Source organism: Opitutaceae bacterium, from assembly GCA_041395105.1.
Lineage (GTDB): Bacteria > Verrucomicrobiota > Verrucomicrobiia > Opitutales > Opitutaceae > B12-G4.
This window is the reverse complement of the sequence record JAWLBB010000001.1, coordinates 605,943-630,129: the sequence shown is the minus strand read 5'-3', so window position 1 is coordinate 630,129 and position 24,187 is coordinate 605,943. Positions and strand designations below refer to the sequence as shown.

Sequence of the window (24,187 nt, the reverse complement as noted above, 5' to 3'; positions counted from 1 at the left end):
CTGTGCCGAGGATGAAGGGACGTGAAAAAGGAACAAGACACGGGCACGGCGCCGTCCGGCACCCTGACCGACAGGGAACGGCGGGCCGGACAGCGCAATGCCCTTCTTCACAACCTGTTCCAGCAGGTGGTCAACGTCATCGTTGTCGGGCAATACCTGCAACTCTACGCCTCCGATGTTCTCGGGTTCGAGCCGACACGGATTGCCGCCATCATCGGCGTCATTCCCCTCGTCGCCTTCCTGCGGTTCTTCATCCTCGACTGGGTGCGAAGATTCGGACGTGGCCGGCTCCTCGGATTCACCGCTATTGTCAGACTCGGCGTGCTCATCGCCATGCTGGTCATCCCGACCGCGTGGATGAGCTTCGGCCTGCTCCTCACCCTCCTTCTCGTCTTCACCGTCGCCCAGCAATTCGGAGCCGGAACGGTTTGGGGATCACTGATGCGGGACATCACCACCGACAGCGACCGCGGCCAGTTCTTCGCCCGGATGCGTTTCTCGTTCACCACGGTCAACGCCATCACCCTCTTTGTCTTCTCCCTCGTCATCACCAGCGAGATGACCGCCCTCGACTACAAATTCCTGCTCGGCCTTTCCGTCCTCGGACAACTGAACACGCTCTTCTGGGCCTTCCGGATTCCCGACCGGGCCGATCGCGGTTCCGGCTCCGGCCGCCGTTCCCTCGGCGGCTACAAGCGCTTCATCATCACCCTGCGGACCTCCCCCCTGCTCCGCCTGCCCCTGCTCATCTCGATCTTCATGCAGCTCTCCGCGCTGCCCCTGATGGCCGTCTACCTGCGCACCCTGCTTCATGTGCCCGCACAGCTGGTTTCGTTCTACCTCCTCAGTTCGACCATCGGGTCGGCCATCTCCTTTCTCATCTGGGGCAAGATCGCCGACACCCTGGGTTTCCGACCCATGCTCTCGGGTCTGCTTCTGATGAGCATCCTCGGCGCTCCGGTCTACCTCCTGCTCGCTCCGTTTGACCCCTCCCAGTCATTCAGCCTGCTCGACATGAACCTGCAGGAAACGGTTACGGCCATCGCGTTGCTCTTCATGGGCTTCATGAGCGGCGGCGTGGCCTCCGGTACCGGCATCGCCACCACCACGGTCGAACAGCACCATGTCCGGCGACGCGATGCCCTGGAATCCCTCAATATCTACGGCGTCATCGCCGGTCTCGTCGCCGCGGGTGTCGCCGTCTTCAGCGGATTCTATCTCGAATCATTCGCCCTTCCCCGCGGGACAAAGGAATTCGCCAACGGGATTCTCTATTTCGACTGGGTCAAGGCATGGATGGTGGTCGCCGTCCCCGTCTTCAAGATCATCATCATGATTCTCGTCCGCCGGTTGCCCAATACGCATCCGAACTTCGAGACCAACGACTTCTTCGGCTCACTCTGGAACAACCCGGTCCGGACTCTCTTCGCCCAACGCAAGCTCTACGATGACGACGAGACCCGCCGGACCAATCTCGCCCGCTGGCTCGGGCAATCCGCCAATCCCCTGGCGATCCGGACTCTCATCGAGCTGACGACCGACCCTTCCTACGATGTGAAGACCGAGGCCGTCCGCAGCCTCGGGCTGAGCCATTCCAATGAAGCCGGACCCGCCCTCCTCGAGATCCTCGAGGACCCCGAACGCCAACACCTCTTCGACCATGTCGCCTGGGCCCTTGGGGAGCTGAAGTACCGCTCGGCCGTTCCGGTCCTGCGCAGCGCACTCTCTCCGGAGTTTCCCAATCGGATCCGTGCCATGGCCGCCCGTGCCCTCGGGCGAATCGGCGACCCGGAAGCCATCCCCGACCTCCTTTCGATGCTGGACGAACCGGGCGTCTCCCTTCACATCAAATCATCCGCCATTCGCGGGCTCATCTACCTGAACGCCCGCGCAAATGCGGTCCGGATCTTTACCGGCATCGACGAGCTCGGCACCCGCAACGAACGCTTTGAGCTGGTCGCCGCCTCCGGCGAATGGATGCATTCGCCGATCGAATGGGTGCTGCGGGCCAATACCCGGATCACCCTGAGCCAGGCCATCGCCATCCACGCCGATGAGCAGCCGGCCGGCTGGGCCCGCGCCCGCGGCCCGATGCTCGAATCCGTTCTTGCACGCGACCTGTCAGCCGTTCGACTGGCCTTGCGGACTGAGACCGGCTTCCGGCCCGAGAGTGACCGGGATCTCTTCAACGCCCTCTCAACCGTCGTCGACCGGACGCCCAAGTGGACCCCGAGCTGCGCCCTCGCCGCCGCCATCGCCCTCTTCGCCCCCCTGCGCAAGACGGGGTAGTGCATGGAGTGCCCTGTCATCATGAGCTGACGTCTTCGCTTCGGAAGGTCCCGCTCCCAAAACGTGTCTTGCACCTCGGGAAGCAAACCGTTCTCTCCGTCCTTCACGATGCAGCCACTTCGCTGTGTCGACGCGTCATCCCGCATTTCAGGAACGCCGACACAGCGGCGTTGCGACACGGACCCGATTCCCGAAAAAACCCTCAATTCCACTTCTGTGCAGTGCTTTCCCGTTCCTGCAGGGACTGAAACCCCTGCCATGCTTTCATCATTGAGCGCGTGCACGCCAATCCCTACCCTGAGCCCTGCATGAAGTCCCCTGCTGTCTTCCTGTTCCGAGTCCTGATCGCCGCGGCTCTCTGCGAGACCGCCTTGCTTCTCGGAGCAGCAGCTCCTCCCGACGCTCGCATCCTCTCATCCGAAGAACCCGTCGGTCGATGGCGGGAGGATCACATCGTCACACCGGTCAACCAGATCCTGACCCCGGTCGGCCTGCAGGTGGAATTGCCGGACATGCGACCGCAGGCTCTCGCCCTGAGTCCCGACGGACATCTCCTGGTCACCGCCGGCAAGACCCCCGAACTCGTTGTCATCAATCCGGTCACTGGAGATCTCCTCCAGACAGTGCCCCTCCCCTCCGACCTGGCAGATTCCGCCGAGGCGGCCGTCTCGAGCCATCTGCTCGAACCGGACACCGAAGGACAGTTGAGCTACACCGGGTTGATCTTCTCGCCCGACGGCCGCCGCATCTATCTCTCCAATGTCGCGGGCAGCATCAAGGTCTTTGCGGTGGGCCGGGACCATCAGGTGACCGGCTTGTTCTCCATCGTGCTTCCGCCCGCCAACGCACCCCGCCGCGAGGCCGAGATCCCCTCCGGGCTCGCCCTGTCCAGGAACGGCAAACGCCTCTATGTGGCTCTGAATCTGTCGAACCGGCTGGCCGAGCTCGACTCCAGGACCGGCAGGGTCCTGCGCACGTGGGATGTCGGCTTTGCTCCCTACGACGTCGTCCTCGCGGGTCAAAAAGCCTACGTCAGCAATTGGGGCGGGCGTCGTCCCGAACCCGACAGCACCACCGGTCCGGCAGGTCGGGGAACCCTCGTGCGGGTGGATCCGGTCCGCCATATCGCGAGCGAAGGATCGGTCTCCATTGTCGACCTGAGGAAGAACCGGGTGGTGGGCGAGATCGTCACCGGCCTGCACGCGTCCGCCCTCGCGGTATCCCCGGATGAACGTCACGTCGTGGTGGCAAACGCAGGCAGCGACACATTGAGCGTAATCGACATCCGGGCCGACCGGATCGTCCAGACGATCTGGAGCAAGCTGACCCCCGCCGAACTCTTTGGCGCGAGTCCGAACGCCCTCGCGTTCAGCCGGGACGGCCGGAGCCTCTATGTCTGCAATGGCACCCAGAACGCCGTTGCGGTCATCCGTTTTGATCCGGGCCGGTCCGAACTCGAAGGCCTGATACCAGTCGGATGGTTTCCCGGTGCCATCATCCACGACGCCCGTCGCGATTCACTCTATGTCGCCAACATCAAGGGGCTGGGGCCCGGCCGTCCCCGCGAGGGCAGTGGCAGACCCGAGTTCAACACCCGCCAGTATCACGGTTCAGTTTCACTCCTGAAAGTCCCCGACCCCGGGGAGCTGCAATCCCTAACCCGGATCGTCGTCCACAATTACCGCGAACCCGCCCTGCAGGCCGCCCGCCTCCCGGCTCGTCCCGACCAACCCGCCCGACCGGTTCCGGAACGCGTCGGCGAGCCGAGCGTTTTCCGACACGTCGTCTACATCATCAAGGAGAACCGCACCTACGACCAGGTCCTGGGCGACATTCAAGAGGGCAACGGCGATCCCGAACTCTGCATCTTTCCCGAGTCAATCACGCCCAACCAGCATCAGCTCGCCCGCGATTTCGTGCTCCTCGACAACACTTACTGCTCAGGCATCCTCAGCGCCGACGGTCACCAGTGGGCAGATACGGCATTCGCCACCGACTACATGGAGAAAAGCTTCGCCGGATTTCCCCGCAGCTATCCCGACGGAATGGAGGACGACGATGTCGACGCCCTGGCCTACGCACCCAGCGGGTTCATCTGGGACAACGCATTGGCCCACCATCTCACCGTCCGCAGTTACGGAGAGTTCGCCATCACCGAGAAACGCTGGCGCGATCCCGACCGCACCGATCCGCTCGATTTCGCCGCCCATTGGGCTGATTTCCAGGCCGGGAACCCCGAGATCGAGATCTCCAGCCGGCCCGCCATCGAATCCCTCCGGGGTCACATCAATACCCGCACCGTCGGTTGGGACATGGACATTCCCGACGTTTTCCGGGCGGCCGAGTTCATCCGGGAACTGAAGCAATTCGAAAGCGACGGCAACCTTCCGCACCTGACCATCATCTGTCTGCCGAACGACCACACCTCAGGGACGCAGACCGGCAAACCCACGCCCGCCGCACAGGTCGCCGACAACGATCTGGCCTTTGGCCGGATTGTCGAAGCCCTCAGTCACAGCCGTTTCTGGAAAGAGACCTGTATCTTCGCCATCGAGGACGATCCCCAGAACGGGTGGGATCATGTCAGCGGATACCGGACGACCGCCTACCTGGTCAGTCCCTACACGAAGCGCGGGGTCACCGTGAGCACCCAGTACAACCAGACCAGCCTCTTGCGGACGATGGAATTGATCCTCGGCCTGCCCCCGATGAACCAGATGGACGCGAGCGCCACACCCATGTTCGATTGTTTCACCGAGGTACCTGATTTCACGCCCTTCTCAGTCCTCGAAAACCGGGTGCCCCTCGATCAGATGAATCCGGATCCCGAAACGATCGCCGACCCCGTTCTCCGCAGGAACGCCATTGCCTCGGCGCACCTGCCGCTGGAACAGGTCGATCAATGCCCCGAGGACCTCATGAACCGCATCCTCTGGACCGCCATGAAGGGATCGGCGGAACCCTATCCCACGTGGGCGGTCACCGTCCTCAATGATGACGACGACTGATCCGACCTACCTATCGATTCTCCTTCATCGAAACATCATGTCCATGAAACGCATCGCGCTCCTCATTTCCACCCTGCTCTTCGCCGCCATCGCCCCTGGCCAGACCGAAGAGCCGGTTATTGAATCCGCCCCGCTGCCCCCCGGCCTCTACGCCACCCTCACGACCCCTCGAGGTCCCATCACCCTTCGTCTCTTTGCCGACCGGGTGCCCCTGACTGTCGCCAACTTCGTCGGCCTGGCCGAGGGCACCCTCAACCAGTCCGCGCCCGGCAACCCGTTTTACGACGGCCTCACCTTTCATCGCGTCGTCCCGGGTTTCATCATCCAGGGTGGTGATCCCCTTGGTAACGGTACCGGCGGGCCCGGCTATGCCTTTCAGGACGAACTCGACCCGACACTCCGTCACGACCGCGCCGGAATCGTCTCCATGGCGAACTCCGGACCCAATTCAAACGGATCCCAATTCTTCATCACCCTTGATCCCACCCCTCACCTCGACTACCTCCACACCGTCTTCGGCGAGGTCGTCTCCGGCCTCGAGAACGTCAAGTCCATCGAAGTCGGTGACACCATCGAGTCGGTAAGAATCATCCGTCAGGGCCCCGAAGCGGAAGCCTTCGTGGCGGATGCGGCCACATTCGACCGGCTCAAGGAAACGACCCCGGTAATGCCGCGGGCCCAATACCTGATCAATCAGTCGACCATCGAACTGCCCGATGCCCGGGTCGCCTGGATCAATCAGAAACTCTACGCCCATGCCCTCGTCACCGGTCGGCCGGTCATCGCCATCCTGATGGACGAGCTCGGCCCGGCCGAGGCGGTGTCGGCGAACTGGAATACCCTTATCGACAAGTATGGAGTCCGGGACGACGGTGCCCTCCTTGCCCTCACCCTGACTCCGCGAGCCCTCAAACTCTGGATCGGCGAAAACCAGATTGGCAACCTTCCCGAGCCCGACCCGGACGCCGCCTCGCCGGCCGATCATTCCCCTCTCCACGCCGCCAAGCAGCTCATCCTGAAGCCTGGCTATGAACTCCTCGACACCGGCGCCCCCCAGAGCGAGTTCCGCGCCCTCATGACCGTCCTCAGCGGCCTCCTCCCGATCGTCGATGCCGATCTCCGTGATTCACACACCGCCAGCTCGATGCCCTGAACCCACTGCAAGCCGGATCCCATACGTCCGGCCACCCATCCGGCTGAACTCTCGTACCTGCCTGGCCCGGATCTGGCGATCCTTCCGACTGGCCCGCTTCACCCTGTTGATTCCCGCTGGCCATCCGGCTCCAGAATCGCCTCTCCCGGCAGTCGACCGATGGAGCCTTGTCAATATCTCCACACGCGGCCAGGCCGGCTCGAAGACGGATTCCCTCATCGGTGGCTTCGTCATCGATACGCCGCTCAATGTCCTTATCCGGGGGGTTGGCCCCTCCCTCGCCTTCCTGGGGGTTGAAAACCCGCTGCAAGATCCGGTCCTGACCCTCTTCGATCGATCGGGAGTCATCATCGCGACGAATCGGGACTGGCGCCTCGCTATAGTTGATCCCGAAGCTGACGGATACCTCGTGGAGGAGGCGCCCATTGCCTTCCTCAATGAGATCATGAGGTCCGTCGGCGCCTTTGACCTCAAGGCGCCAGGCGACGCCGGTCTTTACCTGCGCCTCGAATCCGGACTCTATACTTTCCGACTCTCCAGCACGTCGGCCCGGATAGGGATCGGCCTGAACGAAATCTACGCCGTTCCGGAATCGACCGATCCATTTCCACCGGCTCTACGCGTCCAGCGTGGGAATGATCCCGATTACCGGCCGACCCTTGACGGTCTCGCCCCAACCGGTTGCATCGACGAAATATACGGATCATCCCTCCGCCTCGTCTTTGAGCAGGCCATCGACTGGGAACCCGCCGGGGGACAGGGCACTTTACAGACAACCCTGACTCTCCCGTGGGCACCGACCAGAACCGGAGACATCCGGCACGGCCGTGCGGGCGTCGGCGATTCGCGGGGGTGGGCGATGGCTCCGCGCTACGAGAAGACCGGAGCCAACACCGCCCGCATCCGGAACCTCGTGACCATCGATAGGGAAGGCCGGTCATTCATCGAGGAGTGTATCCTCTCCTTCGCGACACCGGGATCCGGCAGCTTCTCCTACCGCTGGGGCACGATTGCCGCCAATGGAATCGAGATCGCAACAGAGCACGGAAGCGCCACCGGGACCTTCCAATGGACCGGAACGCCGGCCCGATCCCTGGAACCTCCCGAAGCACAGTTTTTCCGGAGCTTTCCCCGAAACTACCCCGATCGACGACCCTCCACCCTCTGGACACTGCGGACAACCGAACATGGTCGCATCCTCACCCACGGCGATGGCCCCGGGGGAAGCGACGAGAATGGCGCCCGCGAGGCCATCGTCACCGAAGTGGAAGGTCAGTTTGTCATGCACTACGACGGCTGTGCAGCCGATGGCTGGCTCGCTTGCCGGGCCGTCAGCACCGACTTCGTCAATTGGGGCAAACAGGGCCCGATCATGAAGGCCGGCCCACCCGGTTCCGACGATGCCGGTTGTGTCTGTTCGCCCTGGACAATCTTCGACGGCTCAATCTGGCACATGTTCTACCTCGCGGCATCCGGCAAATCGCCCGCCCCGGCCAGCGTCCCCCGGTCACCCTATCTGACCCGCAAGGCCACCAGCCCTTCGATCATGGGTCCATGGATCAAACACGCGGAAATCGAACCCCTCCCTTACAGCCCGGGACCGGTCATTCAGATCGGCGACGCCTTCTATCAATACTTCACGGCCGGCCACCGGGAGACACCCTACGATCCGCTTCAGCGAACACTCGGTCTCGCCTCGACCACAGACCTCAATGCCGCCTGGTCCATCGCCACCACCGCGCTCCTCCCACCTGAAGAACAGATTGAAAACGCTTCAGTCTATTTCGAACCCGCCAACGGGATCTGGTTTCTCTTCACCAACCATGTGGGCATCGAACCTGACGGCTTCGAAGCCACCGACGGCGTCTGGGTCTACTGGAGCCGGGATCCATTTCAGTTCAAGCAGGAGGACAAGGCTCTCGTCATCGATGCGACCACCAGCACCTGGGCGAAAGGTCCCATCGGCATGCCCTCGGTGGTTCCAGCAGGCGACCGCCTTGCCCTCTTTTACGACGGGAGCCCGGTCCCCACCCGAAGCCATCTCGGACGAGACATCGGTCTTGTCTTTATCGACCTGCCCCTCTATCCGCCGACGGGAAGCCCAACGCCTTGAGTAGCCTCCGAGTTGGATCTTCAGCGGGTTCTGCTGGAAGGTGGTGCGGCTCCGGCCTCTCGGGGCGTTGCGGCGTGAAATCGTGGCTAGAGACGGGGTTCGACAGGCTCAAAAGAGATGCCGCGGCGACAATCCGCGCTTCGGTCCGCAATTCCCTGAACCCGGTGACCCTCCGAGCCGGCCTGGTCTGGCTCCCTGATCACAACCCTACGTAGTTTACTGGAATGGCGCACAGTTAAGGGTGTTGATCGTTGTTTTGTCTCGGACAACCGTTGCGGCTGGCCGGGGACGTCCAGCCCTGCCATGCATGCTCCGTTTTCAGGTGGTAGGGCGGGGCCTCCGGACCCGCCGTCGACCCGTCCCGGCCCGTCTCGATGGTGTCGGTAAGAACAACCCAGGCCCGAGGTGTTTCCCCCGGCTCTTGCCAACTATATGCCATTCCAGCCTGCTACGTTTTGTTTTGCAGCTGAAAACCCTACGTTGCATCCTACGGTTTGTTTTGACTCATCAAACCAAACGTAGCTACGTTTGGTTTCAATCCATCAGATCCGGATCACAACCGTTCAAACCCCACTCGACCGCCCATTCCGGGTCGAGGATCTCGGTCGCCGGCGCCAGCTCCGTCCTCGCGCCGGTCGAGACCAGCACGACCTCCCCGCCCATCACGTCGATGACCGGACTCACCCCGAAACGCTCGGTGAAAGACAAACAGATCTCGCTCTCCACCCGGATCAGTTCCTCGAAGGCTTCGTCCTCCTCTTCCGGGCTCTCCAATCGCAGAAGGATCTCCACCTTCGACCTGAGGCTGCAGCCCTCCGGACGGTAACGCACCTGCAGGTCCGGCACGCGGATCATCATCTCAATCGCCTCAAGGACCTCATCCGGCGGGGGCTCACCGTCAAAGACCAGCCCGGGCCAGTCGACCCGTTCGGCGAGGACCCCCTCGATCAACCGTTCGAGATTCTCAGTCGTCAGGAGGATCTCGGGCCATTGCGGACGGACAAACCCCTCCGCCTCAGGACCACCCCCGGCATTGTACCGTTCAATCCACCTAGCCCACTCATCCATGATCAATTCCGTCAGAGATGGCAGCAGTCAGGATAGGACCCTCCGAGGGTCTGTTCGTCTTGTGTAGTCGCCCCAGTCTCTTGGGGCGTTCCGACCTGGATTCGCGGCAAGAGACTGCCGCGACTACAAGTTTGGAATTCGCCTTCCTGCGAGCGACATCGACGAGCCGATGATCCATGACTCCTCATATCACCTCCAGCCGGTCGCGTTCGGGCAACGCTGGAAATGGCGCGGTCGGCAGAGTCTGGTACCAATAGGCCACGGAAGCGATGTCGTCCTGCAGCGGCAGGTAACGCCGATCCTTCGCCTTCCGCCAACCCAGTGCCTGAATGGTCACCCGCAAATCACTGCGGAAGCGGATCGGGTCCATCACATGCCAGCGGTAAAGCCCGAAGCGCTGCTGGGAATCGTAGATCCCGTCCGGCCGGATGACCAGGGGCAGCCCGGCATAAGGCGTGGTGAATTCCCGGTAACCGCCCTTTTCCTTCCCGACGTCGAAGTTGTAGGAGCCGCAGAAATAGTCCTCCGTCCCGGTCCCGCAGATCGTCGGAAAGGGATCATCCCCATCGAGGAAAAACTTGATCTCCCCTTCACCCCACCAACCCGTGTTGTTCACACCCCAACACATGGCTGTCCCGACGTAGTGGCCCTGTCCCCTCACCCCGTCCAGAATCGTGAAGACCTCCCCGTAGGGCAGCGGATTCACCCGACGGAACTGGGCATGAAAATAAGCCGCATCCTCCGGCACCTCGGTCAGGGTGTAGTTGACCTGGAAGAACAGGGTCATGGCCTCGTCGCCGATATTCGTCACGGTGATCCGGCACCGTTTGCGGAACGGCATCTCCCAGTAGCAGTTGAAGGCACTGCCTGGATTGACGCAGACCGCCAGAGAGGAGATCTGGGCATAGCGCCCCCAGCCTGAGGCGAAGAAATCCCCGATCGGGCACTCGACCGAGGGCTGTTCCTGGTCGTCCCAGTAGATACGAAGAATGGAGAAGCGCCACTGGCCCGTCGGCGTCATCCAGATCTGCTGGATGGCCCCGCTCCCCTCGATGTCCGCCACGGTGAAGGTTTCACCCGGCTTGATGTGATCACACGGCGACACCTTCCAGCCCTGTCCCAGACCCCGGGCCGCCAGGGCGCCGTCGCCCTCGGTGGCCTGGCCGCCGCCACCCTTGGCACCGGTCCGGTTTTCCGAGCTGATGGACCGCGTTTCCGCTCGCGAGAGCCGGGAGAGATTGCCGAGGTGAAGGCCGAGACCGTTGAAGGATGTATTCATAATCTAGGGATAATGTTCAGGTTCAAAAGAGGGCTGTGAAAGATGAATTTGGATGAGCTTCGCCGGACGGCCCGGCGGTCCGTCCCTACCTTTTCATTCCACCATTGCGGGTGGGCGTGACCGCCGGGCGCGCCACCCCGAAGCACCGGGAGATCTGTAGCAACGCCGCTGTGTCGGCGTTCCCCTTGGGCATGAGGACACTTCGACCCAACGAAGTGGCTACAGGCATCAGAGCGAAAAAGAGTATTCTGTCCTGCCGCATTTGTTTCTTCGCTTCTTCCATTCTTTGTGTTTTCCCGATCCCTTCACAAGCAACGACAGCGTTCTCAAAGCATCAACCGCCGGGTCTTCCCCGCCGGCACCTTTACCTCCCAGTCATAGACCTGCTCGGCCCCCTCCGCCCCGAGCCGGACCCGGTCGATTTCCAGCCGCCCCTCCCGCATCGAAACGGTCAGGCTCTTGGCGGTCAGACGGATCACCCCGTAGCCCGAAGCCGTGGCAAAGAAGCAGGCGAACGGGCGGACGGCTGCCTTTGGATCGAACCAGAGGGTCTTGGATACGGCCGAGTAACGAAAACCCGAGTAGGCCTGGAGCAGGGCATAGCTGGACATGGCACGCGTGTAGTAGCTGCCGCATTCATATTCATCCCAGGGATTCCGGGCCCGGCCATCGTAACGCGCCCGCGCCGCCTCGACGATTTCGAGTCCCTGCTCGACCATGCCTTCAGCAATCAGGTAGGAGGCCACCTCATATTCCATGCCCGTCCAGACTTCGTCCGAATAGGGGAACGGCAGGGTGGGTTTTCCCCCTTTGGGCCAGCTGCAGACCAGCAGCCCGCCCTCAGGGCCCATCGCAAAGCCGGGCCGCTGGGTATTGGCGTGCTCGGACAAATCCTTTCTGAAATTGTAGCGGTGAATGGCCTGCAGGTGGGACCGGGCTTCGTCCTGAAGAGGCGATGTGTCCAGGCCGTAGAGCCGGGCCATCCAGAGTCCGATGACCCCGTCGGACAGACAGCCGCTCCCATACTGGTACTTCGGGCCTTCCACCCGCAGCAGGGCCTGCGCCGGCGTTTCGCGTTCTCCTTCCTTCGCCAGTGCGTCCCGGATGGCGGAATCCCGCAGGTTCTCCCATTCCACCCGCTGGATGAAATACTCGCCGTTGAACAGGGCGATCCGCAGATTGGCCGCACAGAGCCGGGCCAGGTCCTGGTAAGGCCGGGCCTCTTCCGTCCGCCCCAACGCCTCGGCCATTTTCTCCATGGCCACCAGGGCTGCCCAATAGATCGTATTGCACATCCCGTCGGGCCCCCAGAACTCGATGTCATAGGTGTTGTGATGGGGTTCGCTCAGGATGCCCTTGAACTCCGGATCCCAGGTCTCGATGCAGTAGTCGAGGCTCCGCTTGACCCGTGGATAGAGGCCGGCCAACCAGGCGGTGTCGCCGCTGATCTGCCAGTCCCGATAGACCTTGAGGATGCCGCCGAGCTGCCCGTCGGCCGCCGCCCGAAACCGATGGGAGGTCGGCCCGTCCGGCAGGGAGGATCGGAAATCCACGTGTCCCCGTTCATCCATCGAACGCTCCAGTTCCTGGTGGCGCAGGGTGCGCTCGAGATCGGGAAAGAGATGGGGCATCGCCTGGGCGTAGTTCCAGACATGGTCGCAGGACCCATGACAACAGCCCTTCTCGGCAAAACACCCCTCCCATCCCCAGATGTTTCCGTTGGCCTGACGCAATACCGTCGGCGACTTCAGGATGCCCAGATTGGCCGAGATGGCATCGAGCACGGCCGGCGGAAGAGTTGATGAAAACAACGCATCACGGAATGCTTCCGTCCGAGCCTTCAGGTCGGCGTAGTGGACCTGCACATACTCTTCGACCGCGCGGGCGTCTTTCCAGATCGAGGTGTAGAAGGGATGCCAGGCCGTCGGCTCTTCGCAACAGGAGGATTCCGGACGGCTCTCGGGTGCCGGATAGACATAGTCGACATTGGGAAAATGCCAGCAGACCACCACCGGGACAGTCAGGGATTTACCCGGCTGAAGCAGAGCCCGGACCATGACCGAACCACCGAGACGGCCCGACGACCCCTCGATGGCCCCCGACGGGGATCCGGTTCCCGCATCGAAGGACCCGTCATTGGCCTCAAAACGGCCCTCACTCACCTCGCGCCAAAGCACCGAGATCCCGTCGAACCAGCCGCCCCGGAACCACGATGCCTTGACCGAGGCTGCCTGCCCGACCACGGAAAGCGTGGCGCTCCCGAAACGGGCGGACGACGGATCGCCGGCCGAGGCAAAGCTGACTCCCCGCTCATCAATCACCGTATTCGGGGCGGCTTCCTCCGCGCCCTTCCCATCCGGAAAGACCGGATGGGAGAGATGATAGGAGAACTCCAGCGGAACCGGCTCCGGGGTCGAATTGGAAAAACGGTATTCGAGGATCGCACAGGGCAGGCCCGAGGCCACCGCATCGCCGGGAATGAAGGGATTAAAGGCCTCGACCGTCACTTCGAGCGGAATCGACGGATCGCCCAACTCCACCCGGCCGAAGGGATAGGCGCCGAAAAAGCGACACTTCCGAAAGCGCGGCAGGCCCTCGTGTCCGCTCTCCCGAAAGCCCTGCGCCTTCAGACCCTGGGCATAGATCTTCTCCGGCGGAAAGGGCCCCTCGACCAATCGGGTCACCGGATGGTCACCGCCGACCCGTAACAGGGCGAAGGCGGATTGGGAGAAACCATGACCGTCCGGCAGCGCCGATCGCTCCGGATGGTTGCGGATGGAAAAATCCTGGAGCCCCCCGATCCCGTTGAAGCCGATGCAACCCGCCCCGATGCCCCCGATCGGCATGGAGATCTGGAGGAGGTTCCCGCCCGAAAAGACGCGCTCGCGCATCAGGGCAGGCTTATCGGACGGACTTCCGAGGTCAACCGACAATAGGAAGGGGCAGACCAGATTGGCGCCGGCGGGGAGAGAGGCACTATGCCTCGATCCAACAGTTTGATCAAAGTGTAGGAGAGGGTTTATCCCTCGATCCAACAGCTATTCGAGGCGTGAAGCCTCTCCTACAGCTGCCTGCAATGTTCATCTGGAGCCACCACTGCAACAAGATCCCGAAACGAACACCGTCCTCGTCCGCTCTTCGTTACCTTCGTCACCTTAAGCGAAGCGAGTGTGAATCCCCTCCCCGCAAGAAAACGACAAAGCCCGACCCCTTCTAAAAAGATTGTGTCCGCCGAAGCCGGCGACTCCGATCCTGCCTGCATGCATGCCGTCACCGAGACCTTTCCCGAACTCCCGTCCTCGGCGATCGCCCGCTTCGCACAGTGGGAAACCCTCATGCGCGAATGGAACAGCCGGATCAACCTAATCTCCCGGCAGGATATCGATCACCTGGTCGACCACCATCTCCTTCACGCCCTCGCCCTCACCCGCTTCGTCACCTTTTCTGCGGGTGCCAGGGTCCTCGATGTCGGCACCGGCGGCGGTCTTCCCGGCATCCCCCTGGCCATTGTTTTCCCTGAGGTGGAATTCACCCTCGTCGATTCGGTCGGCAAGAAGATCCGCGCCGTTCAGGCCATGGCCGGTGAACTCGGCCTGTCCAATCTCACCGCCCGCCAGGTCCGGGCCGAGACGATGAAGGGCCGCTTCGATTACGTCCTCGGCCGGGCCGTCACCGCCCTGCCCCGCTTTCTGGAGTGGACCCGCCACCTCATCCGGCCCGGCCAGGCCGGATCGGTCGCCAACGGTTGGCTCTACTTCAAGGGCACCGCCTGGCGCGAGGAACTTGCATCCTCCGGCCACCAACCCGACCATGTCTACATCCTCTCCGAAATCTCCCCGAATCCCTTCTTCCAGGAAAAGTTTCTCCTCCATATCCGCCACGATTCATGATTTGGGTTTTGAAATGAGATCTCACACCCTCTTCGCTTAAGGTAACGAAAGGAACGAAGGAGAAATCTGTATGGGATCAGGTTCAGTCGGTTCTTCGGCTCTGAACCGGTCCAATCTGTCCGTCCGTTTGGAGCTGAGTGTTCTTCACAAGACCTTCAAACCCAAAGCCTCGAACACCTTTTGTTACCTTCGTTACCTTAAGCGAAGAGGGTGTGAATCCCCTTTCCCAATCCCACTTCCTGAAACTTCGTGTCCTTCCTGGATAGCCCTTAACTGGAATCCGCCGTGGTTCCGCGGCAAGAGACTGCCGCGGCTACATCTCGAAAATTCCTTCCGAAGCCCTGAAGACTTCGCCCCTTCCCTCACTTCTTCCGCATCAGGCGCATCGACTCCCGGCCGGACCGCTCCGGGTAGGATCGGCCGGGCATCCACGACTCAAGCGTTTCAAAGAGAGGATGGAAGAGCCGGTCGATCCCGGCCTCGCTGATCGGAAACGGCGGGCCCTCCGTATTCTCGATGTTGACATAGAAGATCGCCAGAAAATGCCCGCCCGGTTTCAGGGACTTGCGAACCGCCTCGACATAGGCCGGCCGTTCATTGGGATGGATCGCGCAGAAACAGGTATGCTCGAAGACCCACTCAAATCCGTTGGCCCCAAATCCGGCAGCAAGAAAATCGTCCACCCTGTATTCCTCCAAGCCCGCTTTCGGGAACGCCCGGGCCTGTTCAACGGCCAGTCCCGAGATGTCGACTCCCAGTGGTTGTGCCCCGTGCGCCGCCAGCAACCGGACATCGTGTCCACGCCCGCAACCCGGCACGAGCACCCGGCCGGCCACGGGATGGCGATCAAGAAACTCCGCCAGGGGCGGCGCGCCGAAACCCTTGTCCCAAGGGGTCGTGCCTTCCCGGTAGCGGCCATCCCAATCAGCGCCTGACATGCGTGAATCCATCGCGCCAAGGGAATGAACCTGTCCCCAAATAGCAACCCCGGCCAAAGGGGTCGGGACTTGCAGTTCTTGTTCGTGCATTTGTCTGGTGTAGTGGCCCCAGTCTCTTGGGGCGTGTTAACGTGGATTCGCGGCAAGAGACTGCCGCGGCTACATCTCGTGATCCCCCCTGAATACCCCTTATCATTGCCATTCCGGACTAACCCTTTCTCTCGCAATGAATGAGTGGCAGGCACGCGAACAAGCCCATCTCGAACGCGTCGGGGCCCTCATCGGTGCCCACCAGCGCCGGCGGGCCCGCCACGAAATCCATCCGGTTCACGACTTCCTTTTCGACTACTACTCGATCCGCCCCGGCCGGCTCCGTCAGTGGCATCCCGGGATCGGGGTCGTCCTCCAGGGTCCCGGCACTGAACGCTTCCTCCAGCGTAGGGGCTATCAGCAAACCCACGACGGGGTCGCCGCCCTCCCCGGCTCGAACGCACCCGGCCGCCTTGAAGCTGTCCGCTGGATCCGGTCCCTGCTCCAGGCCTGCGTCTCACGCCCGCCCCAATACGCCTGCTTCGGCCTGCACGAATGGGCCATGGTCTACCGGAGTCCGGACCGGCGCCACGCAGCCGTCCCCCTCCGTCTTTCAGAAGAGGAGATCGCCCGGGTGGTCGAGACCGGTCCGATCTGCTGCTCCCACTTCGACGCTTTCCGCTTCTTCACCCCGGAGGCACGGCCGCTCAACCGGATCCAGCCCGGCCCCGACGACCGCATCGTCCACGAGCAGCGGGGCTGCCTCCATGTCAACATGGACCTCTTCAAGTGGACCGGCAAACTGCTGCCCTGGTCGTCATCCGAGCTGCTCCTCGACACCCTCGCCCTGGCCTTCCGGATCCGGGAAATCGACATGCGGGCCAGCCCGTATGATCTTTCCCAATACGATTACGAACCCATCAGGATTGAAACCCCGGGGGGCCGCCTGGCCTACGAGACCCACCAGCGCGCCTTCGCCGAGCAGGCCCTCCCCCTGCGCAGGCGCCTGATCGACGTCTGCGACGCAGTCCTGGCATAAAAGGGTGCAGGAAGAAACCGGTTGTAGGCAATGTGACAAGTCTCCGATTGGCTGAGAACCGCGAACGCACCACTGCATCCCCTCCCGCTCTTCGTGTCCTTCCCACACCCTCCCGAAACCCCGACTTCCATTCCCTTCCGCCCTTCGTTACCTTCGTTACCTTCGTTACCTTGAGCGAAGCGGGTGTGAATCCCCTCTCCCCAATCCCTCTTCGTGAACCTTCGTGTCCTTCGTGGACAACCCGACCCTACGCCCCGACTTCCACCCCACCGGCCGCGGCAAGTTCCCGGACAGCGGCCCGTTCCTCGACTACGAGTCGCCCCAGCTCAGTGCACAAAACAGCGAGCAATTCCGATGTTTCCTCCGGATCGAGCGGAAAGTCTTCCACCACCGAGATATCGAGTTTGTTCAACTCCGCTGTGCATTCCAGGTACTCCTCGCACGGCCCTTCCCGCTCATAGGCCCGCCGACGCTTCCGCAGCAGATTCTTGGTTTCGCGGAAGATCTCCACCCGGTCGGGCAGGGAAAACTCAGCCAAAGCACTCCAACCTTCCCCCAGGCGCCGGTAACTCGAAGCGACCTCCGAGAACGCCCGCTGTCCAGTGATGAAACTCGCCTCATGCATGAAGCGTGAGAAAACCGGCCGGAAGAGCCCTCCACCCGTTCCAACCGTTTCGATCGAACAGAAGACATCGCGCAGAGCCCGAAAGATCGTCCCATCCGGGAAGACAACCGGCCAGGCCTTCTTGCTCTTTCCCGGTCCCATCATCCTGGACCAGAGCTCCCATCCTTCGAAGGAATAGGTTTTCACCCTGGGGTTTTCAAGTCCCTGGACACAGGCGGCCACACCCTCGAGAACAGCCGGACCGAGATCGGTTTGCTCCCTGGGCTCGATCCGGATCGTCGCGTACTTCTGGCTGGCGATCCGCCCCCGGGACTTGGCCAGGATCTTCAGGGGCAGACGATGTATGGCCCCGGCCCAATCACTGACCAGAGCGACTTCGTCCGAGGCGACGATCTCGTGGACGAGAAGCGAATACATGAAAAGATCGCCTCCATCGTTCGCCTCCCCGAACCAGGGAAGCGCGTCCCGCCCGCAAAGCACAATAACCGGCCCACCCATCTTCAACTGGGCCTTCAGGTTCTTCAGCGCCTGTCCCGGCGTGGTCGCCCGGGTCACCTCATACTCCAGCTCAAGTCGCTTCAGCGGCCCCTCAAACCAGGCCGTGTTCGTAGCCTGGGCCAGGTGGCGCCCGACCACCGCCACTCCACTCAGGGACCGGTTTGAAATCGAGGGACAGAACGAATACCCGGCCCCGACACCTCCGGCTAACCCGAAGACGAGGGATTCAGTCAAAGGTTTGTGGGTATGCGGGCTCTTCACGCCAATCGCTTCAAGCGCTTGGCAAAGCACGGCGGAATCCGGATGGAATCCTCCAACCGGATAAGACGGATGAGTGGGCATAGGTGACGGCGATTCCCCTCCAGTCTGGCCAACCTGGGGCGAGCGGCAAGCATCCATTCGGGCACTTTCCCATCGATCTGTGTCTTGAAGGCTGTCAGTGCGGCTCCGCTCAGAGACACTTGCAGATCGGCCGTCCGTTCCCGTCGGGCGCGCCTTTCCACAGGCCGCGATCCCGCACCTGGGGAGTGCACGGTCCTGGTTACGGCCGGGCTTTTTCCTGAGCCGCGATCAGGCGATCGGTCAGGGCGTCGAATTCCGGGTCGAACGACTGTCGCGCCGGATCTGCCTCGTGCCAGGCGATGATCTCATCGGCGCCGTGGGAAAACGGGATGCGACACCGGAAATCGGGGACGAGCCGCTTTACCTTGGAGTTGTCGAAGATCATGCTGTGGGTCTTGTCGCCGAGCAGCCCCGCGCCCAGGGACGGGTCATGGGCGGCAATCGTATCCGAGGGCACGTGGACGATCCGGGCCTCGACCCCGAGCGCGCGGGCCAGTTCCCGGGCGATCTGATCCCAGGTCAGGTAGAAGTCGGCCGTGATGTGAAAGGCTTCGCCGATCGCCCCGGAATGACCGAGCAGACCGACGAATCCCCGGGCGAAATCGGTGTGATGGGTCAGGGTCCAGAGCGATGACCCGTCGCCATGGACAACGATCGGTTTGCCCGCCTTCATGCGCGCGATCGGCGAATAGCGGCCGCTCAGGGGAATCATGGTCCGGTCGTAAGTGTGGGACGGCCGCACAATCGTGACGGGAAATCCTTCCTTGCGGTGGGCTTCCATCAGCCGGTTCTCGCAGGCGATCTTGTCCCGGGAATACTTCCAGAAGGGATTCTCCAATGGGGTGTCCTCCGTCACCGGAAGCCGGGCCGGCGGAGTCTGGTAGGCGGATGCGGAACTGATGAAGACAAACTGTTTCGTCCGGTCCCGGAAAAGGGCCAGGTCGGTCTCGATGTGCTCCGGGGTGAAGGCGATCCAGTCGACAATGACATCGAACTTCCCGGCCCCCAGCGCTTTGCGGACGGAATCCGGGTTCCGGATGTCGCCATGAACCACATGGGCCCCGGCCGGTTCCGGACGGTGACTCTGCCCGCGATTGAGCAGCCAGAGGTCGATCCCACGCTCGAGAGCCAGGGGTGCGCAGGCCGAGCTGATGACCCCGGTGCCGCCAATGAAGAGGACTTTCATGGTCGTGATCGTGAACTGCCCGAAATGTAATGTCGATATGGAGTTACCCAGTCACCATTGATGCACTGTGAAGTTTCATTCTGGAATTTTCCACTGGAGATATTGACCCGTAGGGAAACTGAGAGCGCCCTCGGCCGACTGTCCCAACTGGTTGCGAACGAGGGAGTGCGCCTGGAAATGACTCTCTCTGGTGGTGCCCTCATGCTGCCCGCCTACGAAGCACGAATGGCTACGAAGGATGTTGATGCCATCGTCCATCCACCCGACGTTGCCCGGCGACTGGTCGCCCACGTGGCGGAAGAACGTGGACTGCATGACGAATGGCTGAACGATGACGTGAAGCAGTTCATCAGCGCCCGGGAAGCCAGGAACGAACTCGCCATCGCCAACATCTCGCCCACCGGTCTGCACGTCACCCGGCCGACTGCGAGCTGATCCGACTCCCCGGCTTGCGCTGCCTGCGTCGCGGCGGACTTCCCACCCGCCCAATTGAAGCTGATTGCGCCCCGTTCGGAGCATGGGCTTCGAGATGGTTGTCGACATGGACACAGGCGATGGGTGTATCATCGGGGTTCCACGGACCACCTCGGATCTCACAGACCCGCCAATACCATGCCCATGAATACGAGAAAACCCCTCAACGCATCTCTCGCGGCCCTCATTTACGCCGCGTTCACCCTCGCAGGATTTGGGGCTGACGGGCAGACACCGGCAGCGCCCACACCGTATCAGCTCAATCGGACCTCGTTGCCAATCGCAGAGCCGGACTACCCGCGCAGCACCGTTCTCGACGCCCGCGACGCCGTCACTCCGCCGCGCTTCGAGATCAAGGCACCGGCCGGTGCGCCGAATGTCCTCATCGTGCTCGTGGATGACATGGGCTTTGGCATGCCGAGCGCCTTCGGCGGGCCGGTGCGCATGCCGTCGGCCGAGCGCCTTGCGAAGCAGGGCCTGCGCTACAACCAGTTCCACACCACCGCGCTCTGCTCGCCCACGCGGACAGCCCTGCTCTCGGGCCGCAATCACCACATGAACAACATGGGCAGCATCACGGAGACGGCCACGGGCTTTCCGGGCAATACCGGGCAGCGACCCGGCGCCGTGGCGCCGCTCGCGGAAATGCTGCGCCTGAATGGCTACAGTACCGCCTTCTTTGGAAAGAACCACGAGACGGCACCCTGGGAGGTGAGCGTCTCCGGCCCAACCGACCGCTGGCCCACGCGCTCAGGCTTTGACAAGTTCTACGGCTTCTTCGGCGGCGAGACTGACCAGTGGAATCCAACGCTCTACGACGGCATGGCCCGCATCCCCACGCCGCACTACCCCGGCTACAACTTCATGACCGACATGACCGACCAGGCCATCTCTTGGATGAAGTTCCAAAAGGCGCTCACGCCGGACAAGCCCTTCTTCATCTACTTCGCACCGGGTGCGACCCATGCGCCGCATCATGTGCCACAGGAATGGATCGCGAAGAACAAGGGTCGTTTTGACCAGGGATGGGACAAGCTGCGCGAGGAAACGCTGGCGCGGCAGATCGAGCTGGGCGTGGTGCCAAAGGGCACGAAGTTGGCCAACAAACCCGTGGCCATCAAGGATTGGGACCAACTGAACGCCGACGAGCAGAAGCTCTTTGCCCGGCAGATGGAGGTCTATTCCGCGTTCGGGGAATACGCGGATGACGAGATCGGCCGCCTCTTCGACGCCGTCGGCGAGACCGGCCAGCTGGAGAACACCCTCATCTTCTACATCCTCGGCGACAACGGCACAAGTGCCGAGGGTGGCATGGACGGCATGTTCAGCGAGATGACTTACTTTAACAACGTGCAGGAAACCGTGCAGGAAATGCTCAAGCACTACGACGAATGGGGCGGACCGACGACTTACCCGCACATGGCTGCGGGCTGGGCCGTCGCCGGCGATACGCCCTTCATGTGGACCAAGCAGATGCCCTCCAACTACGGCGGCACGCGCAATGGCATGATCGTCTCGTGGCCCAAGGGTATCAAAGCCACCAACCAGGTGCGCTCGCAGTGGCATCACGTCATCGACGTCGCCCCCACCGTGCTCGAAGCCGCCAGCCTGCCCGAGCCCAAGAGCGTCAACGGTACCGTCCAGTCTCCCATGGAAGGCGTGAGCATGATTTACTCCTTCGCCCAGCCTGACACGAAGAGCACCCGCACGACTCAGTATTTCGAAATCTTCGGCAACCGAGCCATCTACCATGACGGCTGGTTTGCCGGCACCGTCCACCGCGCACCGTGGGAGAAAGTGCCCCGGAGGAAGCTGCAGGATGACGTGTGGGAACTCTACGACACGAGCGCCGACTTCAGCTTGACCGACAACCTCGCCGAAACCAATCCGGCCAAGCTCAAGGAACTGCAAGACATCTTCATGAAGGAAGCTTCGAAGTATCGCGTGTTACCCATCGACGACCGCCTGCTCGAACGCATCGTCGCGGAGACAGCGGGTCGGCCCGACCTTATGGGGGACCGAACCTCGCTCACCCTCTCCGAGGGCATGGGTGGCATGAGCGAAAACGTTTTCCTCAATCTGAAGAATCGCTCACACTCCATCACGGCCGACCTGGAGATCCCCGCCGGCGGCGCCAATGGCGTCGTCATCGCCCAAGCCGGGCGCTTCGGCGGCTGGAGCCTCTATCTCAAGGACGGCAAGCCGACCTATTGCTACAACTTCCTCGGACTCCAGGAATACAAGGTCGCGGCCCCCACGGCATTGGCCGCAGGCAAGGCGACCATACGCATGAATTTCGACTACGACGGCGGCGGAGTCGGCAAGGGCGGTATCGCCAGCATTCTCGTCAACGGCGAGCAGGTCGCCAGCGGCCGCATCGAGCGCACACAGATGGCCATCTTCTCGGCGGACGAGACGGCAGGCGTTGGCATGGACGACGCCACGCCGGTCACGACCGATTATGAGGAACGCAACAATGCCTTCACCGGCAGGATACTCAAGGTGGAGCTTGAGGTCATGCCGATCGGAGAGGCGATCAAAGCGGAAGCCGATCTAGCCATGAATAGGTCCCGAATTCAACGGGCTATGGCCGAATAGTCGGCTACCGAAACAAGCTTTTTCCAGGATCGGGAAGGCAGTCTGCTGTCGCGGGTTCGTGCCTTTCCGATCGGTCCGTTCCCGGACTCAACAAATGTTGTCGGGATGACCTCGTGAAAGTGTCTCCCCTTGCCTCAGGCAGCCCACGCCCGTGACAGATGAGTGAACCGATTCCGATTCTTCACACGGTAAATCCCGTCTGGCCCGCCATGGATCGATAGCTCGGAAAGGGTGATTTCGAGCTCTGACTGACCTTTTGCCCATTTCCCCTTCTTGCCTTCTCCGCAGCGACGAACCTTCCGCAAACCGGTGGATTCCTGGGCACCGCCGCTGCATCGCGGAATTCAGGTGGGCAAGAGGCGTGTCATGTCGCGGTTCCACCCTGGGAAGAAGCTCCGGAACCTCGGAGCTCTATTCGTCTTTGACCCCGCCAAGCTCGGGGGCGTCGGACGACAGCGTGGTCACCTTCCGAGCGTAGAGCTTCGTCCCCGGCAAGGCGGTGGCGCCGTGGGCCAGGATGCTGCAAAGGACCGTCAGCATCACCGCCAGACGGATGGTTCCCTCTCCGGTTTGGTGCATCTCCTGGCCCAGATAGACCAGCCCGAGCACGATGGAGGCCAGGCCCCGTGGTCCGAACCAGCCCATGAAAAGGACGGTTGAACGGCTCAGACGGGTCCGGATCAGCGCGACTGCCACGGGGAGCATTCGCACCACGGTGAGGCTGAGGACGGCATAGAGGGCGTGCATCCAGGTCAACTCCGGCAAGGCATGCGCGGCCAGCAATCCGAAGAGAAAAAAGACCGCGAGATTGAAGACCTGACCCCATTGCTCGGTGAACTCGACACTGTGCTTCGACGCATCCTTGAATCCGACCTGCACGGCGAGACCCGCCACGAAAGCCGCTATGAAGGGGCTTGCGTCCACCCGCTCGGAAACGAGAAGACACATGACCGGCAGGACCACGACCCCGAGCTGCAACCATCCATGGGCGATCCATTTCCGGCGGTGAGCCCGTCCCAACAATCCTCCGCCTACCAGGCCAATGCCCGCACCGACCAGGAATCCGTAACCAAGCTGCTCCACCACAAAGTGCACCAGCCGGGTCTGGCTGCCGTCGGCGGAAGGATCCGCGAGGGCGATGAAGAAAAGGAGAAAAGGAACGGAAAGTCCGTCATTGAGACCCGCTTCCACATTGAGCGCCTCCCGGATCTTCAACGGTACTCGCGGACTGTTCACGATGACCTGCCCCAGGCCGGCATCGGTCGGTGCGAGAATGGCGGCAAGAATGCCGGCTTCCCAAATCGTGAGAGCCGGAAAAACCAGCTTTGCGGCAATGGCCCCCAGCACGATGGTCAGCAGCATCCCGACACTCAGAAGGCGACCGGGCAACGCCCCGATCCGCATCAATTCCCGCAGACCGGTGCGGCTGGCATCAGTGAAGAGCAGCAGGACAAGCCCGATCTCGGCCACGGTGAGGAAGACCTCGTGGTCCGCCCTGAAGTCAAGAGGAGACGGGAGGATAAAGTACGTCAGCATCCCAACCACCGCGAAGGCAATCGGGGTGGTCACAATCGTCCGCTCCAGCCGTCCCGACACGAGACTGTGCACAAAGAGGAGGACGAGAAAGATGAGGATCAGGTTCATGGCCGCATCCAGG

The 24,187-nt window shown here is 62.1% G+C and carries 15 protein-coding genes; 8 read left to right on the top strand and 7 right to left on the bottom strand.

Annotation, left to right across the window (positions count from 1 at the left end; all coding sequences use genetic code 11):
* Nucleotides 1–21: 21 nt before the first annotated feature.
* The 4 genes from R3F07_02485 to R3F07_02470 all read left to right on the top strand — a co-directional run bounded on the left by R3F07_02485 (nt 22) and on the right by R3F07_02470 (nt 8,563).
* Nucleotides 22–2,289, top strand: coding sequence for an MFS transporter (locus R3F07_02485; protein ID MEZ5275232.1), 2,268 nt, complete (start codon nt 22–24; stop codon nt 2,287–2,289).
* A 308-nt stretch (nt 2,290–2,597) separates the two neighbouring features.
* Nucleotides 2,598–5,297 carry a bifunctional YncE family protein/alkaline phosphatase family protein gene (locus R3F07_02480; GenBank protein ID MEZ5275231.1) on the top strand — a complete coding sequence of 900 codons (2,700 nt, stop codon included), beginning with the start codon at nt 2,598–2,600 and terminating at the stop codon, nt 5,295–5,297.
* A 43-nt stretch (nt 5,298–5,340) separates the two neighbouring features.
* The gene (locus R3F07_02475) at nt 5,341–6,450 is read left to right on the top strand and encodes a peptidylprolyl isomerase (GenBank protein MEZ5275230.1); all 1,110 of its coding nucleotides are present in this window, start codon (nt 5,341–5,343) and stop codon (nt 6,448–6,450) included.
* A gap of 106 nt (nt 6,451–6,556) precedes the next feature.
* Nucleotides 6,557–8,563, top strand: coding sequence for a hypothetical protein (locus tag R3F07_02470; protein MEZ5275229.1), 2,007 nt, complete (start codon nt 6,557–6,559; stop codon nt 8,561–8,563).
* A gap of 534 nt (nt 8,564–9,097) precedes the next feature.
* Here R3F07_02470 and R3F07_02465 read toward each other — a convergent pair.
* The 3 genes from R3F07_02465 to R3F07_02455 all read right to left on the bottom strand — a co-directional run bounded on the left by R3F07_02465 (nt 9,098) and on the right by R3F07_02455 (nt 13,801).
* Entirely contained in the window at nt 9,098–9,631 is a 534-nt protein-coding gene (locus tag R3F07_02465; GenBank protein ID MEZ5275228.1) for a hypothetical protein, read from the bottom strand.
* A gap of 184 nt (nt 9,632–9,815) precedes the next feature.
* Nucleotides 9,816–10,910: a glycoside hydrolase family 172 protein gene (locus R3F07_02460; GenBank protein ID MEZ5275227.1), complete on the bottom strand. Its 1,095-nt coding sequence runs from the start codon at nt 10,908–10,910 to the stop codon at nt 9,816–9,818.
* 326 nt (nt 10,911–11,236) lie between these two features.
* On the bottom strand, nt 11,237–13,801 hold the full coding sequence (locus R3F07_02455) for a GH116 family glycosyl hydrolase (protein MEZ5275226.1): 2,565 nt from the start codon (nt 13,799–13,801) through the stop codon (nt 11,237–11,239).
* 333 nt (nt 13,802–14,134) lie between these two features.
* Here R3F07_02455 and rsmG point away from each other — a divergent pair, with 333 nt between their 5' ends.
* Nucleotides 14,135–14,800 carry a 16S rRNA (guanine(527)-N(7))-methyltransferase RsmG gene (gene rsmG / locus R3F07_02450; GenBank protein MEZ5275225.1) on the top strand — a complete coding sequence of 222 codons (666 nt, stop codon included), beginning with the start codon at nt 14,135–14,137 and terminating at the stop codon, nt 14,798–14,800.
* A gap of 362 nt (nt 14,801–15,162) precedes the next feature.
* On the opposite strand, the gene R3F07_02445 is transcribed toward rsmG, so the two are convergent.
* Nucleotides 15,163–15,738 carry a methyltransferase domain-containing protein gene (locus tag R3F07_02445; GenBank protein MEZ5275224.1) on the bottom strand — a complete coding sequence of 192 codons (576 nt, stop codon included), beginning with the start codon at nt 15,736–15,738 and terminating at the stop codon, nt 15,163–15,165.
* Nucleotides 15,739–15,964: 226 nt separating this feature from the next.
* Between R3F07_02445 and R3F07_02440 the strand changes: the two genes are divergently transcribed.
* Nucleotides 15,965–16,807, top strand: a complete 843-nt coding sequence (locus tag R3F07_02440; protein MEZ5275223.1) for a 3-methyladenine DNA glycosylase — start codon at nt 15,965–15,967, stop codon at nt 16,805–16,807.
* Between the two features lie 247 nt (nt 16,808–17,054).
* Here the strand turns inward: R3F07_02440 and R3F07_02435 are convergent, their stop codons facing one another.
* Nucleotides 17,055–18,272, bottom strand: a complete 1,218-nt coding sequence (locus R3F07_02435) for a DUF4872 domain-containing protein (protein MEZ5275222.1) — start codon at nt 18,270–18,272, stop codon at nt 17,055–17,057.
* 199 nt (nt 18,273–18,471) lie between these two features.
* Nucleotides 18,472–19,458, bottom strand: coding sequence for an SDR family oxidoreductase (locus R3F07_02430; protein ID MEZ5275221.1), 987 nt, complete (start codon nt 19,456–19,458; stop codon nt 18,472–18,474).
* Between the two features lie 177 nt (nt 19,459–19,635).
* Here R3F07_02430 and R3F07_02425 point away from each other — a divergent pair, with 177 nt between their 5' ends.
* Nucleotides 19,636–19,893 carry a hypothetical protein gene (locus R3F07_02425; protein ID MEZ5275220.1) on the top strand — a complete coding sequence of 86 codons (258 nt, stop codon included), beginning with the start codon at nt 19,636–19,638 and terminating at the stop codon, nt 19,891–19,893.
* A gap of 183 nt (nt 19,894–20,076) precedes the next feature.
* Nucleotides 20,077–22,530 carry an arylsulfatase gene (locus R3F07_02420; GenBank protein ID MEZ5275219.1) on the top strand — a complete coding sequence of 818 codons (2,454 nt, stop codon included), beginning with the start codon at nt 20,077–20,079 and terminating at the stop codon, nt 22,528–22,530.
* Nucleotides 22,531–22,941: 411 nt separating this feature from the next.
* On the opposite strand, the gene R3F07_02415 is transcribed toward R3F07_02420, so the two are convergent.
* Nucleotides 22,942–24,174 carry a cation:proton antiporter gene (locus tag R3F07_02415; GenBank protein MEZ5275218.1) on the bottom strand — a complete coding sequence of 411 codons (1,233 nt, stop codon included), beginning with the start codon at nt 24,172–24,174 and terminating at the stop codon, nt 22,942–22,944.
* Nucleotides 24,175–24,187 lie beyond the last annotated feature (13 nt).

Coding starts and splice junctions, on each gene's coding strand:
- R3F07_02480 (MEZ5275231.1), top strand. CDS start 2,598: ATGAAGTCCCCTGCTGTCTTCCTGTTCCGAGTCCTGATCGCCGCGGCT.
- R3F07_02475 (MEZ5275230.1), top strand. CDS start 5,341: ATGAAACGCATCGCGCTCCTCATTTCCACCCTGCTCTTCGCCGCCATC.
- R3F07_02465 (MEZ5275228.1), bottom strand. CDS start 9,631: ATGGATGAGTGGGCTAGGTGGATTGAACGGTACAATGCCGGGGGTGGT.
- R3F07_02460 (MEZ5275227.1), bottom strand. CDS start 10,910: ATGAATACATCCTTCAACGGTCTCGGCCTTCACCTCGGCAATCTCTCC.
- R3F07_02455 (MEZ5275226.1), bottom strand. CDS start 13,801: ATGCGCGAGCGCGTCTTTTCGGGCGGGAACCTCCTCCAGATCTCCATG.
- R3F07_02445 (MEZ5275224.1), bottom strand. CDS start 15,738: ATGTCAGGCGCTGATTGGGATGGCCGCTACCGGGAAGGCACGACCCCT.
- R3F07_02440 (MEZ5275223.1), top strand. CDS start 15,965: ATGAATGAGTGGCAGGCACGCGAACAAGCCCATCTCGAACGCGTCGGG.
- R3F07_02435 (MEZ5275222.1), bottom strand. CDS start 18,272: ATGCCCACTCATCCGTCTTATCCGGTTGGAGGATTCCATCCGGATTCC.
- R3F07_02430 (MEZ5275221.1), bottom strand. CDS start 19,458: ATGAAAGTCCTCTTCATTGGCGGCACCGGGGTCATCAGCTCGGCCTGC.
- R3F07_02425 (MEZ5275220.1), top strand. CDS start 19,636: ATGACTCTCTCTGGTGGTGCCCTCATGCTGCCCGCCTACGAAGCACGA.
- R3F07_02420 (MEZ5275219.1), top strand. CDS start 20,077: ATGAATACGAGAAAACCCCTCAACGCATCTCTCGCGGCCCTCATTTAC.
- R3F07_02415 (MEZ5275218.1), bottom strand. CDS start 24,174: ATGAACCTGATCCTCATCTTTCTCGTCCTCCTCTTTGTGCACAGTCTC.